This is a genomic window from Rhodococcus sp. 14-2470-1a (assembly GCF_002259425.1).
GTDB lineage: Bacteria > Actinomycetota > Actinomycetes > Mycobacteriales > Mycobacteriaceae > Rhodococcoides > Rhodococcoides fascians_E.
In genome coordinates this window covers 100928-116934 of record NZ_NPFZ01000016.1, presented here as the reverse complement: position 1 = coordinate 116934, position 16007 = coordinate 100928, and the positions used below count along the sequence as shown (strand labels likewise).

At 64.9% G+C, this 16007-nt stretch carries 16 protein-coding genes; 9 read left to right on the top strand and 7 right to left on the bottom strand.

The annotated features are described in order from the left end of the window. Window positions 1–12 precede the first annotated feature (12 nt). Window positions 13–1242, top strand: a complete 1230-nt coding sequence (locus CH292_RS08795) for an MFS transporter (protein ID WP_037141179.1) — start codon at window positions 13–15, stop codon at window positions 1240–1242. A 62-nt stretch (window positions 1243–1304) separates the two neighbouring features. Here the strand turns inward: CH292_RS08795 and CH292_RS08790 are convergent, their stop codons facing one another. Further along, on the bottom strand, window positions 1305–2072 hold the full coding sequence (locus CH292_RS08790; protein WP_019665433.1) for a DUF1906 domain-containing protein: 768 nt from the start codon (window positions 2070–2072) through the stop codon (window positions 1305–1307). A gap of 135 nt (window positions 2073–2207) precedes the next feature. Between CH292_RS08790 and CH292_RS08785 the strand changes: the two genes are divergently transcribed. From CH292_RS08785 to CH292_RS08770, 4 genes are all read left to right on the top strand, one after another. Continuing rightward, window positions 2208–2786: a TerD family protein gene (locus CH292_RS08785; RefSeq protein WP_019665434.1), complete on the top strand. Its 579-nt coding sequence runs from the start codon at window positions 2208–2210 to the stop codon at window positions 2784–2786. A gap of 130 nt (window positions 2787–2916) precedes the next feature. Continuing rightward, window positions 2917–3696 (top strand): hypothetical protein, encoded by a 780-nt coding sequence (locus CH292_RS08780; RefSeq protein ID WP_019665435.1) that lies wholly within the window; start codon window positions 2917–2919, stop codon window positions 3694–3696. 52 nt (window positions 3697–3748) lie between these two features. Further along, window positions 3749–5056: a WS/DGAT domain-containing protein gene (locus tag CH292_RS08775; RefSeq protein WP_094654505.1), complete on the top strand. Its 1308-nt coding sequence runs from the start codon at window positions 3749–3751 to the stop codon at window positions 5054–5056. Window positions 5057–5105: 49 nt separating this feature from the next. Continuing rightward, window positions 5106–5984, top strand: coding sequence for a PE-PPE domain-containing protein (locus tag CH292_RS08770; RefSeq protein WP_094628402.1), 879 nt, complete (start codon window positions 5106–5108; stop codon window positions 5982–5984). Here CH292_RS08770 and CH292_RS08765 read toward each other — a convergent pair. The 4 genes from CH292_RS08765 to CH292_RS08750 all read right to left on the bottom strand — a co-directional run bounded on the left by CH292_RS08765 (window position 5966) and on the right by CH292_RS08750 (window position 9816). Further along, a complete protein-coding gene (locus CH292_RS08765; protein WP_094628401.1) occupies window positions 5966–6439 on the bottom strand; it encodes an SRPBCC family protein in 474 nt (157 codons plus the stop codon). The genes CH292_RS08770 and CH292_RS08765 overlap by 19 nt on opposite strands. A gap of 13 nt (window positions 6440–6452) precedes the next feature. Further along, window positions 6453–6818 (bottom strand): VOC family protein, encoded by a 366-nt coding sequence (locus CH292_RS08760; protein ID WP_094654504.1) that lies wholly within the window; start codon window positions 6816–6818, stop codon window positions 6453–6455. 26 nt (window positions 6819–6844) lie between these two features. Further along, entirely contained in the window at window positions 6845–7831 is a 987-nt protein-coding gene (locus CH292_RS08755) for an alpha/beta hydrolase family protein (RefSeq protein WP_019665440.1), read from the bottom strand. An 83-nt stretch (window positions 7832–7914) separates the two neighbouring features. Then, window positions 7915–9816, bottom strand: a complete 1902-nt coding sequence (locus tag CH292_RS08750) for an alpha-amylase family protein (RefSeq protein WP_094654503.1) — start codon at window positions 9814–9816, stop codon at window positions 7915–7917. A gap of 35 nt (window positions 9817–9851) precedes the next feature. On the opposite strand from CH292_RS08750, the gene CH292_RS08745 reads away from it, so the two are divergent. Further along, entirely contained in the window at window positions 9852–10811 is a 960-nt protein-coding gene (locus CH292_RS08745; protein ID WP_020112623.1) for an SDR family NAD(P)-dependent oxidoreductase, read from the top strand. A 31-nt stretch (window positions 10812–10842) separates the two neighbouring features. On the opposite strand, the gene CH292_RS08740 is transcribed toward CH292_RS08745, so the two are convergent. Beyond that, window positions 10843–11202 (bottom strand): helix-turn-helix transcriptional regulator, encoded by a 360-nt coding sequence (locus CH292_RS08740; RefSeq protein WP_230620848.1) that lies wholly within the window; start codon window positions 11200–11202, stop codon window positions 10843–10845. 100 nt (window positions 11203–11302) lie between these two features. Between CH292_RS08740 and CH292_RS08735 the strand changes: the two genes are divergently transcribed. Genes CH292_RS08735 through CH292_RS08725 form a run of 3 tightly spaced genes read left to right on the top strand, consistent with a single transcriptional unit; the run spans window position 11303 to window position 14439 of the window. Continuing rightward, a complete protein-coding gene (locus CH292_RS08735) occupies window positions 11303–12466 on the top strand; it encodes a winged helix DNA-binding domain-containing protein (RefSeq protein ID WP_094654502.1) in 1164 nt (387 codons plus the stop codon). A gap of 40 nt (window positions 12467–12506) precedes the next feature. Further along, on the top strand, window positions 12507–13427 hold the full coding sequence (locus CH292_RS08730) for a glycosyltransferase family 2 protein (protein WP_094654501.1): 921 nt from the start codon (window positions 12507–12509) through the stop codon (window positions 13425–13427). 7 nt (window positions 13428–13434) lie between these two features. Beyond that, window positions 13435–14439: a polysaccharide pyruvyl transferase family protein gene (locus CH292_RS08725; RefSeq protein WP_094654500.1), complete on the top strand. Its 1005-nt coding sequence runs from the start codon at window positions 13435–13437 to the stop codon at window positions 14437–14439. Window positions 14440–14443: 4 nt separating this feature from the next. Here the strand turns inward: CH292_RS08725 and CH292_RS08720 are convergent, their stop codons facing one another. Further along, window positions 14444–16003, bottom strand: a complete 1560-nt coding sequence (locus CH292_RS08720; protein ID WP_094654499.1) for a carboxylesterase/lipase family protein — start codon at window positions 16001–16003, stop codon at window positions 14444–14446. Between the last annotated feature and the right edge of the window lie 4 nt (window positions 16004–16007).

Here is a 16007-nt window from a genome sequence, read left to right as displayed (position 1 = left end):
TAAGGTTTGCTGGTGAGCAAACCTGTTGCATTCGTAGCGATCACCTACGCGTTCACGATCGCGATGATGGGCACGACGATGCCCACCCCGGTGTACTCGCTGTACCAGGCCGAGTTCGGGTTCTCGGTGTTCGTCGTGACCGTGATCTTCGCGGCGTACGCGCTCGGCGTCCTGGCCGCCCTCCTGGCGTTCGGACGTTGGTCCGATTCGCTGGGTAGGCGCCCGCTCCTGCTTGCAGGCATTGCGCTCGGCATCGCCAGCGCACTGGTGTTCGTCTTCGCCGGGTCCCTCGCTGCCCTTCTCGTCGGACGTGTCCTGTCCGGCCTGTCCGCGGGCATCTTCGTCGGCACGGCCACGGTCACCCTGGTGGAACTGGCTCCCGATCCACGTCCGGGGCCTGCAGGTTCGAGCGCCTCGACGTGGAAGTCCCGGGCTCCCGCGATAGCCACGGCAGCGAACATCGGCGGACTCGGGCTCGGACCGCTCGTGGCGGGACTGCTGGTCGAGTACCTCCCCGAGCCGACGCAGCTGACGTTCGTCGTGAACCTCGTCCTGCTGGCGGTCGCAGGCGTCGCCGTGTTCCTGATTCCGGAGCCGGTGACCGTGCTGCCCGGAGCGCGTCCGCACATGCAGAGGTTGTCCGTGCCCGGCCCGGTCCGGGCCACGTTCGTCCGGGCATCGATCGGTGGGTTCGCCGGCTTCGCCGTTCTCGGGCTGTTCACAGGCGTCTCCCCCGGCTTCGTCACGCAGATTCTGGGAGTGCAGAACCACGCCGTCGTCGGCGCCGTCGTCTTCGTGACGTTCGCGTCGTCGGCGGCCGCGCAGATCGCCCTGCGCGGTCTCGACACCACCGTCGCACTACGCGGTGGGTGCATCACGCTGATCGTCGGCGTCGGCGCTCTGTGCCTGGCTCTGGCCACCGCATCCCTGCCCGTACTGCTGGTCGCCGCGGTGGTGTGCGGCATCGGTCAGGGCATCACGTTCAGCAAGGGATTGGCGTCGGTGACCGAGGAACTACCCCCGGACCGCCGCGCCGAGGTGACGTCGACGCTGTTCGTCGTCCTCTACATCGCCATTTCTGTCCCCGTCATCGGCGCAGGTGCTGCAGCGACGGCGTGGGGTCTGGTCACCGCAGGTGTCGTGTTCTCTGCGGCGGTCGCAGCATTGGCCGTCGTGTCGTTGATTCTGCTGTTCGGAAGAACGACGGCGAATCAGGAGCCGAGCGAATCCGAGAAAAGCTGATAGAAATACGCCGCGATCGAATAAATGACATCGATGAGATTCATTGCGGAATTCTTTCCGGTTCAGGCCAACGACCACTGGCCGTAATCGGGCTTCAGAATTACATTCAGGTCGATGCCGATTCCGTCGATTTTCGCTTTGTCGATCTGAACCTGATGCAAATGCGCAGCCGGGTGGCGGAATCCTTTCGGAGTGCCCCAGTTGTGCTGCCAGTACCACTGACCGAGCCCGGCGATGGACGCCAGTTCGATCGTGGGTGAATTGGCGTAGATGCCGGTGTTCTCCGGGCCGACGATCGATTCCCAGCCCAGGATGTACGGCGCGATCAGGGTCGCGAACTGCACCGCGGTGGGGTTGTCGTCGATGGAGACGTAGATCGGGCGATTCTCCGGTCCCCCTGCTGCTCGGTGCAGTTCGAGGCCGCGCTTCGCATGCTTGACGCCGGCCGCGAATCCGCCCTTCCAGTCCGAGGTTTCGCCCTTGCCGAACTGGTAGTTGGACACCACTTCGAGGCCTGCCTCGGTGAGGGCGTCCGCCTCGTCACGCTTCATGGGCTTGCCGAGCATCCATTCGGCTCCCGGCCTACGGTCCGACACGTATCTGATCGCGCCCAGGTGCCCGGCAGCGCGGATGGACTCCGGCGACGGAACCCCGCCCGAGTAATCGATCAACGTCCCCAGCCCGTCGGCGCGTGCCGCCTGGGTGGACACTGCGGCCAGACCGACGGCGGCCGCCGATCCCACAGCGGCGTACTTGAACAAGTCTCGACGCGATACGTGCACGTAAGTCCCCAGATCGATAGTTTCGCTCGGCGTGTCGCCGACGCGCACGCCGGCCGTCCTGATAACTTTTTCGGTTTCGGTATTTCACCACAATCACTCCAGCATCGCTAGTCACACCCTCCCCTCTCTTCACCACCTACTGTGGAGAGCAGGCAATTCATCTACGAATGAAGGAGTAAGTGAATGGGCGTCACCCTGGCCAAGGGCGGAAACGTATCGCTGTCGAAGGAAGCCCCGAACCTGACTGCCGTGACCATCGGATTGGGCTGGGATGTGCGCAGCACGACGGGCGGGGATTTCGACCTCGACGCCAGCGCCATCGGACTCGGCGCGGACAAGAAGTCCGCGGGCGATCAGTTCTTCGTCTTCTACAACAATCTCCGTTCCCCCGACGGCGCCATCGAGCACACCGGCGACAACCGCACCGGTGAAGGTGAGGGCGACGACGAGTCGATCGACATCGACCTCGTCGCACTGTCCCCGCAGATCGATTCCATCGTCTTTCCGGTATCCATCCACGACGCCGACGCGTTGGGGCAGAGTTTCGGCCAGGTCATCAATGCCTTCATTCGTGTCGTGGACCGGGCCGACGGTCGTGAACTCGCGCGATTCGACCTGACCGAAGACGCCTCCACCGAGACCGCGATGGTGTTCGGCGAGCTGTACCGCCGCGGCCAGGAATGGAAGTTCCGAGCTATCGGCCAGGGTTATGCCTCCGGTCTCGCCGGCATTGTGCGTGACTACGGAATCAACGCAAGCTGACGCACCGAACTCCGCGTAGGCGGACGTTGCAATTGCATAACCGTGAACTCCTGGGCTTGAGAACTTCGTAAGAATTGTGGTCCTATCACCCCATTCGTAACTTTGACCTCATGAGTCCCAGGAGTCACATATGTCTCGTCGCCTCAGCCGTTTAGCGGGAACCGTCGCATTGTCGTGCGCGGCTCTACTCGCGGTTCCCGCGACCGCGGCGGCCGATCCCGGCCCCGCGTCGCCTGCACCCGCAGCTCTCGATGCCGTGTCCCAGGCTGCTGCCGACGCCATCGCGGCGACTCGCACGGAGGTCGCCGAACCGACCGGCGCCAATCCGCTCGCTGCACTCGACACGGTGAACGGCATTCTGACTGAAGTCGGCATCACGCCGTTCTTCTACCCGACGGCTGCAATCAACTGCGCCGCCGCGCCCGGCGCACCGCTCGGCATCGTGCCCGGTGTGGCAGGCGGGGCCGCAGGCCCGTGGCCCAACCTGACCATCCCCTCGCCCGTCCCGCTGCCGGCACTCAATGCGGCCGAGGCCGGAGAGACACTGTTCGCATTCGTTCCGGCCGGCATCGTCGACGATTCCGGCGACAAGAGCGGCATGCAGGTGGCGTGGTTCAACGTCAACACCCTGAAGGGCGGCTTCGCGGACTTCGGCGGCGCGACATCGACGCTGGTGCAGTCGATTCTGGACAACCTCGACGTCAACCCGGCCGTCAAGGAATTGGTTCGCGGACCACTGACCGACGCACTCGCCGTGCTGCCCGCTGCAGGCGCGCGGGCCGTCCCGGTCGAGACCGGCGCCGGCACCGTACTCGCCGCGGTCTTCGGCACCGTGAACCACAAGGCAGTCGACGGTAGCGACAAGAGCTGCTTCTTCTTCCCGACCGTCGGGCTGGTGAACGTAGCCTGACGACTCTCACGTCGTCCACGCACCGGTCACCTGCCGCAGCTGGTCTCGGCAGGTGACCGTTCGTCTGCATCCCACCGATGCCCAGACGTACTGGATGTCCGCGAAGATTCCCAACGATCAATTTCTGTTGTACTGCTTCGACACCGACTCGCCTGCGGAGTCCGTCCGCGAAGAACTGCTGCGCCGCGCGGAACAGATCAGCGACCTCGGTATGCGGATCGTCGATTTCCCACTCTCGCTTCGCTATCCGAGTCTTCGTCGGGCACCCGACACAACGGACCTCGTACACATCCGGGAGACCGGCCGCACGTGGAGGGACTGCCTCGACACCGTTGCCGAGGCATTCACCGATCAGCTCGACCCCCACGGATCCGTCTGGCGTCTGCACCTTGTCGGTGGCGTCACCGGCGCCCCGCGGTGCGACGGCCCGGCACTCGTTGCGATACTGCAGATCTCACATGCGTTCGGCGACGGCCGTGTCGCGTCGAGCCTGGCCCGAAGACTCTTCGGGGACGACCGGTCCGCGCCGGCCCCCATCGCCGACCGGACCCGAATCGGCCCACGCGAATTCTTCCGAAGAGCCACTCGCGCACACGATCTCGAACGACAGCTGGCAGCCGACACCGCCGCGGGAACCGTCCCCGCTCCTGCGCCGGGTAGGCCCAGGATCCGAGTCAACGTCGCACCGGCGGGCCGCACGTCCGTGCGATGCCTCGTTCGTGATCGCAGCGATTTCACCGCCCCGGGCATCAGCGTCACGGTCGGTGCCGCAACCGCGATATCACTCGCCCTGGAACGCTATCTCGCACACCACGGAGACCCGGTACCTCCCGAGCTCGGTGCCGAGGCGACACTAGGCAAGCACGGTGAACGCCGGGCGCGCAACCACTTCGGCAATGCCGGAGTGGACCTACGCCCCGACATCACCGATCTCGCCGCCCGAGCGCACGCCATCTCCGAGTCACTGCAGGCTCGTCGTCGCCGCGCAGCCCATCCCGCAGCCGAGGCTCAGTCGCTCGCATCCGAAGCCGTTCCCGCTGTACTGCTGCACTGGGGTGTCCGCCAGTTCGACGCCACCGCCGTTCCGGACACGGTCACCGGAAACACGGTCCTGTCGAGCGTCGCGCGTGGTGCCGCGGACCTCGAGGTCGGTGGCGGACCGGTTCGTTTCACCGCCGGCTTCCCCGCGCTGTCTCCGATCATGGGCCTCACGCACGGAGTCCACGGCATCGGCGACGCCGTGACCGTCAGCGTGACATCGGCGGCGTCGGCGATGCCGGATCCCGACGTCCACTGCTCGTTCCTGGACCGCGCGATCGACGAGGTCTCGACCGCGCTTCGCCGGAGCTGCGCCCGGTAGCGGTCGTCTTCCCAGAGATTTCACAGAATGCCGCGTCATAGTCGAGGACATGACCCAGCTGACCGTTCTCGCCGTAGGTGGAACCGGAGAGTCCCGACCGGACGACCACCGTACTTTCGTCACGGGACTGCTCGGCCACGTCACCGGCGCGCTGGACGATCGGTTCGCCTGCCGATGGGTGGGATACCCGGCGTCGTACGGTCCCGTCGCGGTCGGTGGGCTGAGCTATCGGCACAGCACCGCACTGGGAGTCCGCCGACTCATCGCTGCCGTCGAAGCGACCCCAGGCCCGGTCGCACTGATCGGCTACTCGCAGGGCTGCTCGGTCATCCGCGAAGTTCTGGGACAGATGGCTTCCGGGGCGATCCACCTGCCCACGGTGACGGCAGCGGGGCTGATCTCCGATCCTCAGCAACCCGCGGGTGCCGTCGACGGTTGTACCGGTCGCGGAGTCGCGGGCGTCGGCCCGAACGTACCGGCCGAGGTCGAGACGATGTGGATCGGGCACCCACACGACATGATCTGCAACGCCAGCGAGGACAGCTACATCCGCGACATCGCCGATCTCACGAGGTGGATGTCGTTCCGCACGACCCGGTTGTGGCTTCGACAGGTGTGGCATCTCATCCGCACCAACGGTTTTCAGAACGCGTCGAAGACCGGCTTCTCGCCGCAGCAATGGAGAAAGGATGCCCGACGCGTACGCGTCGCCCTGCGGGAACTTTCGGGGTACCTTCCGAAGACCCTGGCGTGGCGTCGTTGGTCGGTGGCCAATCCGTCGGGCGACCGCCACATCGCGTACGCGACCGAACCGCTCGACGCCGCAGATGTCGACGGAAGCGGCCTCACCGGCTGCCAGCTACTCGCGCAGTGGCTGCAGGTGCACGCCGATCATCGGTCACCCCGCAGTCACGAACTGGTCGCCTGACCTTCCGCCCGTGCTTTGAGCTGAGCCAGACCCTTGTCGAAGTCCTTCCCCACGACCTTGTCCATCGGGAAGATCTTCCCGAGAAGAGTGAAGAAGAGGTTGTTCTCGCCGGTCATGGACCAGGTGATCTCGGATCCGTTCGCGCCCGGGTCGATGGTGAACGTGGTGACGTTCTTCGCCTTGAAGGGTTTGGTGAACACCAGGTCGATGACGACGATCTGCCCCGGCTTCGAATCCGTGATCGTCATCGATCCCGCTCCTGCCTTGCGGTTGCCGGACCAGGCGTAGGAGGCGCCGACGCCACTGCTCGGACCCGTGTAGGTCCGTGACAGATCAGGATCGGCGCCTTCCCACGGTGACCAGGTACGCCACTCACGGAAGTCGTTGATCAACGGGTGGATCTTGTCCGGCGACGCGTTGATCACCGTAGTGCGTTGTACCAGGAAGGAACTCATGCGCGAATAGTAGTCACCCTCTGCGGCACAGGCAGAACAGATGGCCGACAGGATCCCGGAACACGGCGAAGCCGGGGTGGTTCTCGTTGCCCTCGATCTTCGTCGCGCCGATTTCGAGAACGTAGTCCTCGGCTTCCTTCATGTCGTCGACGACGAAATCCAGGTGGATCTTGATGCCGTCGGACGGCCAGTCGATCGGTGTGAACTCGGGGGCTCGTTGGAACGCGAGGCGAAGTTCCCCCGGTCCCTGAATCACGACCCAGTCGCCGTCGTCACTCGTGGGCTTCCATCCGAGAACCTTCGCGTAGTACCCGGCGAGTGCAGCCGGGTCCGGGCAGTCCAGAACGGTGTAGTCGACCTCGATCTTGGGTGCAGTCATGCGTGCACGCTAATACGAGGGAATGCCTACTGTCCCAGGGACGGTGCGAAGGTGGTGAACCACGCGTCCTTCAGGTGCTCTTCCCAGAAGTTCCACCAGTGCGTTCCGACTCCGGTGATGCGCACCTCCGGGTTGTTGCCGGTTGCGCGGAGAGCTCCGACGTAGGCGCGACTGGACAGACCCGACGCAGTCTCGAGTGGAACCATCTGTGCGAACTTGACCGGGTCGAAGCTGGCGCTGACCGGGTTGACGGTCGGGTCGGTCAACGGCGAACCGGTACCGGCCGAGACGAACACCTTGGTGTTGCGGAGCTTGCCGACGTTGAGCAGCGGATCGTTGGCGAGCCACGACGCCGACGGCCATGCGCCCCACATGTTGCGCGCGTTGCCGCCCATCTCGCCGACCGACACCTGGATACCCTGCGCGTAGCCGGGGCTGCTGGCCGTCGGGTAGCCGCTGAACGATGCAACGGCCTTGTAGAAGTCGGGGTGGTTCGCGGCCAGGTTCAGCGCGGAGGTGCCGCTCATGGACAGACCGGCGACTGCATTGTTGACGCCGTCACTGCCGAACTGCGCGGACATGACCGGCGGCAGCTCCTGCGTCAGGAAGGTCTCCCATTTCACGACGCCCAGCTTGGGGTCGGGGCGCTCCCAGTCGGTGTAGAACGTTCCGCCGCCACCGAACGGGATGACCACGTTGACGTGCTTGTCGGCGAAGAACTGCTCCACGTCGGTCTCGATGAGCCAGCCGTTGTTGTCGTCCGGCGCGCGCAGGCCGTCGAGCAGGTAGATCGTCGGAGCAGGACCCTCACCTGCAGCCTTCAGGACCTTGACGGGGATGTCCTTGTTCATTGCATCCGAGTGGACGTAGACCAGAGCGGAATCGGCCTGCGCAACACCCGTCCCCACGAAGGTGGCGCCGAATGCAGCGACCAGCACGGTGACGAGACCCAACAGCAGGCGGGAGCGCAGCCCCCGGAGCACGCCGACCGAGCTACGAGCACGAGAAAACATCAACGAGTCCCTAACGTCCGAATCCGACGACCTTCGGGAGGCAGGGTAACAGGGATATAACGCCTGCGCCTCTTCGCCGATTCTCAGACGATCCACCACGCGGCGTACGGCGGGACCCACAGCGTTCCGCCGGGATCGTGCAGTCCGTGCTCTGCCAGATCGTGGCCGGACAGCACTTCGCGGACATCGACCGACCCCAGGTCCGCCAACCGGGCACGGGCGAGTGGTCGATGATCGGCAGTCACGTTGAATACACCGACGAGAGTCCCGCTCGGGTGTCGACGCTGTACGACGAGGAGGCCGTCGTCGATGTCCGCGTCGGTGAGGACCCGCGTGGGAGCCTCGGAATGAAGCATCGGCAGGCCGGCTCGGACACGTGCGATATGAGCTACACCGTCGAAAACGCGTTGGGCGTCGGAGCCCTGTTCGTGGCGGCGGGCTCGGTCGGCGTCGGTCATCCGCGGCCGGTGAACCCAGCGGTTGTCGGCGGAGTGTCCGTCCTCCGACGCCCACTCGGGGTCGCCCGGTGACCCGATCTCGTCGCCGCTCCACACGACGGGAATGCCTCCCCATGCGGCGACGACGGCGTGCGCGAGGAAAATGCGCGCGAACCCGCCCGCGGGATCCTTCCTCGACGGGCCGAGACCGGTGAGGGCCGCGGCCGTGCCGCTGATCCGCCGATCACCGGTCTCCCTGTTGTGTTGGAAGACAAGCCCTTCCGCCCACGATCCGTCGAACTCGCCGGAGTACCAGTCCGCGAGGAACTGCCGATGCCCGACGCCGGTGACACCCCGGGCGGAGGCGTCGGAATCATCGATGGCCCAGCCGATGTCGTCGTGACAGCGGACATAGGTCACCCAGGTACCGCCGGGCGGTGTCGGCGGCAACCCAGCGAGCGCGTGCCGGGCCAGATCGGTGGAGCCGGACGCCAACATCGACCACACGTGCACCATCAGGCTGTTGTGATAGGCGATGTCCGACACGCGTCCCGCATGGCGCCCCTCGCCCAGATAGGGCATGAGGTCGCGGGGCCCGACGATGGCCTCGGCCTTGAACAACGTCGCAGGAGCGGTCAACCGGCAGGTCGCCCGCAGCGCCTGCGTGACGGCGTGCACCTCCGGCTGGTTCTGACAGTTGGTCCCGAGCCTCTTCCACAGAAATGCGATGGCGTCGAGGCGCAGCACCTCGATTCCCAGGTTCGCCAGATGCACCACTACTTCGGCGAATTCGAGCAGCACGGCGGGATTCGCCCAGTTCAGGTCCCACTGCCACTCGTTGAACGTCGTCCACACCCATTCGCCGTCGACCTCGGTGAAGCTACCGGGCGCGAAGTCCGGGAACACCTCGGGCAGGGTGCGCTCGAACCTGTCGGGAGTGTCGCGATCGGGATAGATCAGGAAGTAGTCACGATACTTCGCGTCACCTGCGCGCGCGGCGACCACCCAGTCATGTTCGCGAGCAACGTGATTGAGAACCAGGTCGACGACGGGGCTGATTCCGCGGCTACGCAACGTGGCGGCCAATTGCGCCAGATCCTCGTTGGTACCGAGATCCTCACGCACCGAGGAGAAGTCCATGACGGCATATCCGCCGTCGTTGTCACCGGGGCGAGGCTTCAGCAACGGCATCATGTGCAGATACGTGACCCCCAGGTCGGTCAGATGATCGAGCCTGTCCCCCAAGCCCTTCAACGTCTTCGCGTACCTGTCGACGTAGCAGGCGTACCCGAACATGTTCGGCCGCTGGAACCAGTCCGGCTGTAACAGCCTGCGTTCGTCGAGCCGGTGCAACTCGTCGGACCGCGCGGCGAACCCCCGGGCCGCGACGGTGACGAGAGCCGACGCCACGTCGTCCGGTGCGGAATACAGCGCGGTCACCGCGTCGAGCAGATCCGGCCCCCACTGCTGCAGACGCAGCTCGAACGTCTGACGTCTGTGCGCAGGTAGATCCGCGAGCAGATCGCGTGCCTCCTCGGAGAGAACCATGCTTGCATGATGACACGGTGGGGTACGAAGGACGCATGGTCTCCGTGACGCGCATCCTCGACACCGTCCTCGATCGAACCGTCGTACCCGGTTACTCCCGCATCGGGTCGACGGTGCGCAGCAGGTTCTGGGCGTCGGACCCGGCACCGTTTCCCGAACCGATCGACGTCGTCGTCACCGGCGGCAGCTCCGGGCTCGGGGCCGCCACAGCGACGTCCCTTGCGAAACTCGGCGCCCGGGTACACCTCGTCGGGCGATCGGCCGAAAGACTCGAGAAGTCCGCCGGGATCATCAAGACAGCTGCATCGGAAGCGTCGATCGTCGTCCGAGAATGCGATGTCAGCGATCTCGATTCCGTCGCACGGCTGGTGACGGACCTGACGTCGGAGCTGACCGGGCTGCATGCCATCGTCCACTGTGCGGGCGTCATGCCCGAGGAGCGCACGTCGACAGCACAGAACCACGAGGCCGCATTCGCGACCCACGTCCTCGGCCCCGTCGCCCTGACCGTCGGCGCCAGGGAACTGTTCGACGCCGGATCCCGAGTCGTCTTCGTCTCCAGCGGCGGCATGTATCCGGTGCCGTTGCACACGCGCGACTTCGAGTTCGCCTCCGGAAAGTACTCCGGCATGACGGCGTACGCCCGCACCAAACGTATGCAGGTGGTCGTCGCCGAGCAGCTGGCTCAGCGAATGACCGAAGAACACGATCCGGTGGTGCACAGCATGCACCCCGGCTGGGCCGCGACACCGGGAGTGACCGATTCGATTCCGATGTTCGGCACGGTCATGAAACCCATCCTCCGCACACCCGACGAAGGCGCGGACACCATCGTGTGGCTCGCCGCCGGCGACGAAGCGCTCACCAGCACCGGAAAGTTCTGGCACGACCGAGCCATTCGGCCGACCCACTACCCGTCGTGGCGCAAGGACTCCCCCGACGCCAGGGATGCCCTGTGGTCGACGGTGGTGGAGGCAACCGGAATCGAGTTGTAGACGGAGCTGTACGGGCGAGCATCTCGACACGTCATCGGCGTGCGCCGCTTCTGATCGGCCTCGTCACCTGTTTCACGACGCACGACGGTATGCCTGCCGCGTCTCCGGCCGCACGTCGCTTGTAGACGCTCGGCGACATTCCCACCAGCTCGGTGAAGCGCGTGCTGAACGTGCCGAGCGAGGAACACCCCACTTCGAAGCACACGTCGGTGACCGAGAGATCTCCTCGTCGCAGCAGCGCCATTGCACGTTCGATCCGGCGAGTCATCAAGTACGAGTAAGGAGATTCGCCGTAGGCACGCTTGAACTGCCGACTCAGGTAGCCGGCCGACACGTGCACACCGCGCGCCAACGCCTCGACGTCCAGCGGCTGAGCGTAGTCGCGATCCATCCGGTCGCGCACGCGTCGCAGGCGCGCGAGATCCTTCAAGTTCTGCGATTCGTCCACGCACGGATCGTGCCATGTCGGCCCCGCGAGGCACACTGTTCGGGTGAAGATCACCGATGCACAACGCCGCGCCCGGTTGGTGTCACGGCAGTTCGCGGCGGCATCGACGCCGGAGGCCGTCGTCGAGTCCGTGTTGGCCCTGCACGCCACCGATCCGGCGACGGTCTACCTGTCCGTTCTCGCGCGTGCCCGGTCGCTGGGCATCGACGACGTCCGCGCCGCGATGTACGAGCGTCGGACATTGGTCCGCTCGATGGCGATGCGCCGCACGCTGTTCGTTCTCGCACACGACGACCTACCGCTCGTCCATGCCGCAGCGAGTCTCGGCGTCGCACGAACGATGCGCAAACGGCTGCTCACCCAAGTCGAGAAGGGACCGACCGATCCGGTGGTCGAGAACCCCGCGGCATGGATCGCGCAGGTCGAACAGGAGACCGAGACACGCCTGAAGGCCGTCGGCACAGCAACGGGAGCCGAGTTGTCCGCCGCGGTTCCACTGCTCAAGACCGCGTTTCTGCCCACGACCGACAAATCGTACGACGTCAGGCGCTACGTCACCTCCGAAGTCCTGGTGATGATGGCAGCCGAAGGAAAAATGGTGAGGGTCGAACCTCGCGGCGCCTGGACGTCACGGCGGCACGCGTGGGCTCCGATCGATCACTGGTGGCCAGGCGGCATCCCCGCCGTCGACGAGACCGACAGTCGCCGAGAACTCGTGCGCAGGTGGCTCGAAGTGTTCGGTCCGGCCACCATGGCCGACATCCAATGGTGGACCGGATGGAACAAGACCCAGACACGTGCGGCGGTGGCAACCATCGACACGGTCGCCGTCGAACTGACCGCAGGCGAAGGCATCATGCTGCCGGATACAGACCTGTCCGGCTCCGCGCGCGGCGTCGTGCTGCTCCCCGCCCTCGACCCGACGCCGATGGGCTGGAAGCACCGCGACTGGTACCTCGGTGACTACAAGCCACCGTTGTTCGACACCTTCGGCAACATCGGTCCGACCATCTGGCTCGACGGCCGAATCGTCGGCGGATGGGCAGTCACTCCGGCAGGCGAAGTCGCGACCGAACTGTTCGAGGACATCGGATCCAACACCGCCGACGTCACCGCCGAAGCCGAGCGGATCACAACACTGCTCGCCGGCACCGCCGTCGTACCGTCCTTCCCGACGCCGTTGGAAAAACGACTGCGCGGTAGGTAAGCGACTCGGTGCGAACGTGCACCCAGTACAGTTTTAAACCATGCCGATCAGTCTCGTTTCCGTCATCGTGCCGGTCTACAACGGCTTGCCGCACCTGGACGTGCAGCTCAGGGCCCTGGAGGCTCAGGATTACAAGGGCGCGTTCGAGGTGATCGTGAGCGACAACGGCTCGACCGATGGTACGCGTGAGTACGTCGCCAGCCTGTCTTCATCCCTCACAGTCCGTTGCGTCGACGCGTCCCGGATCCGGGGTGTGTCGCATGCACGAAACGTCGGCATGGACGCCGCCCGAGGCGAGTTCATTGCCATCGTCGACCACGACGATTCGGTCCATCCCGGTTGGCTGACCGCCCTGACCCGCGAAGCGGAGAACTTCGACGCAGTAGGGGGCCCGATCGAGCTGTATTCACTGAATTCCCCCGAGGTCGCGTCCTGGTCAGGCGCCCCCACTCCGGAACAACGCCTCGACACCTTCCACCTTCCGTGGGCTCAGGGCAACAACTTCGGTATGTGGCGCAACGTCGTGGAACAGGTCGGTTATTACGACGAAAAATTGACCAACGGCGGCGACGACGTCGACTATTGCTGGCGGATTCAACAGGCCGGATTGACGCTGGGGCACGCACCGGAAGCCGTCGTCGCGTACCGCCTGAGGACTACGCTCGGTGGATGTTTCGCACAGGGACGCAAATACGGTGGGGCAGCCTGCGTGGTTGCCGTCAAGCATCGGTCACGTGGCTGCCCGCAGCTGTCCCCGCTCGTACAGGTTCCGGCACATCTGGCGAGCCTTGGCCTCATGTTGGTCGCTCGAAATCCTTGGTTGCGCAGACGATCCCACTCAGTGCCGCGCGAGATCTGGGCTCAGCACCTCGGCCTTCAGTACGGCGCGATGGTGATGCGTCTGCGCCTGCTCAATCCGCGTGTTCGAACCGAAATCGACGGACAATGGCAGGAATCGTGAGCGCCTCATGACCCAGCGTGCACTCGCATCCATTCGAGACGAGACATTGGCGGTCTTGCGCAGTCACGTCGCCCCGGGTGAACGTGTGGCGCTGCTCGATTTCCCCAGCTACGACAACGCGGGCGACTCTCTCATCTACGCCGGTGAGATCCGGTACCTCGAAGAATCGAACGTCCAGGTCGATTATGTCTCGGACGTGCACACCCACCACGACGGGCTTCTGCGGGATCGAGTGGGCGCGGGCACGATCTTCCTGCGCGGGGGAGGAAATTTCGGAGACCGCTGGCCCGGACATCAACGATTTCGTGAGGGTATCGTGGAGCGGTTCCCGCACAATAAAATCGTCTGCCTCCCACAAGGAATCGACTACGCCGATCCCGCGGCACTGAGGCGGACGGCGGACCTGTACTCGAAGCATTCCGATCTGACGCTCTTGCTCCGTGAACGAAAATCCTACGATCTCGCCATAGCCGCATTCCCCGACAATCGGGTCGAATACTGCCCCGATATGGCATTCGGAGCGCAAATCGACAGCAGTCCAGGCGGCTCGGCGGTGGATGTCGTGAAGCTGCTGCGCGTCGATTCCGAGGGCATCGATCACGGCGCCGTCGACCTCGGCGCGTCTTCAGTCCAAGCAGATTGGGGTCTACGCGGACCGGATCGCGCGCTGTGGAACGCGATCACGCTGCCCACCAGAATTGCGTACAACGTGCCACGGACCACCCGAATTCTCTATCCGGCTCTCGCCCGGTCCTACCCCTTCGCCGCGCAGCTCAATCTGCGTGTTGCTCAACGCATTCTGAACCAAGGCTCGGTAGTCTTGACCGACAGACTCCACGCCGCGGCACTGGCCGCGATGATGGGAAAACGGGTGGTTGCACTCGACAACGCGAACAAGAAGGTTTCCGGCATCTACAGCGCCTACCTACATCGGTTCGACACAGTGCGACTGGCGTCGACAGCGGCAGAGGCTGTCGAAATGGTCGAAGACGCGGTGACGCGAAGCCGATGATGGGCTAACCCCGATCGCTCCAGAACCCACATTGGTGCGCGTCGTAGTAGTTGCCCACAACGGTGTCCGGGTTGCCGAATTCCAACACCGGACCGCTGGCGTCCGTTGTCTTCGGCCAGCCCTCCCCCGGGTCGCCGGATCGTGCGAACTCGGACCAAGCCTCGATCATCTTCTCCGACAGGTCTTTCTGGCCGGGACCGGTGAGAAGGTCACTGCCGTTCAGGTCGAACGTGTACGGCAGATCGGTCGCATGTGCAGCGCCCTGAGCCAATCCCGTGGCCGATACACCGCTCACATCCGGGGCTGTCTCGTCGGCGAATTCGTAGGACCACACGTCGGCGTTCGTAGAAAGCAACGCGGACGTGTTCAGCATCGGGCACGACCAGGCCGCATCGGTGACCAGGGTGGACCATGCCAGCGCTGCACTGTCGAATTCGGTTCTCGGGTAGCGCTGTTCCACCTCGCCCGCACGCGTGCCGAATGCCTGCTGGATGAGCGACCTGTAGGTCTCGTCGGTGACGGACGTCGGATCTGCCAGCAATGCACCCCCGACGAACGATCGGTGCTCGTCCGCGTTACCACCCATGATCACTGGGATCGGCATCGTGCGTCTGTCTCGAACTGCGTCTGCCGGATTTGTCGGTTGTAGGTCCGTACCGTAGGCCAGACCATTGCCGAACGACGACGATTGCTCGACAACCTTCTCGACGGGCAACTCCCGCAGGCAACGCAGCCGATCGTCGGTGCAGCCCAGAGCGTCTGCGATTGCACTGCCCGTTGCTTCGCTTTCGGCAAGCGGAGCGTACGGCGTCAACTCGGGCAGCCCCGGGTAGAGAGTTCCGGCGGGCCAGTCGATCAGGCACGACCCCGATTGGATGATCGCTTTGTCGACGAGCCCCTCCGCGGCAGGGGATCCCAGCGCTGCACAGGCAGACATTCCACCGGCCGACTCCCCCATCACGGTCACGTTGTCGGGATCGCCACCGAACGCCTCGGCATTGTCGTTCGCCCACTTCAGCGCAAGGAGCTGATCGGCGAGCCCGAAGTTACCGGAGCCCTCCAGGCCGGGAAGACCGAGATAGCCGAGCATTCCGAGCCGATAGTTGACCGTCACTACGATCACGTTGCCCTGTTCGGCGAAACGCGTGGCGTCGTAGTCCGAGCCCGCGCCGCTGGTGAAACCGCCCCCGTGCCACCACACGACGACCGGGAGCTGACCGTCACCCGCGTCCGAAGGAACCGTCACGTTCAGAAACAGGCAGTCCTCGTCGGTCTGCACATCCGGACCTGTCCCCTGCGGGCACCGCGCGCCGAACGACGTGGCGTCGACGGTGTCCTCGGTGTCCGGAGCAGCTTCCGGCAACGCCCACCGCAGATCACCGACTGGTGGCTGCGCATATCGAACTCCGAGAAACTGCCGCGTGCCACCGACCTCGCTACCGCGCAGCAGGCCCGTCGTGGTGTCCACGGGCAGAGGGTCCCGTGGTTCGGGCTGGTTGTCCGTCGCAGTAGCGCATCCGCCTACCAACAGCACACACACCACTGCCGCCAAGGTCTTCTTCATCGAT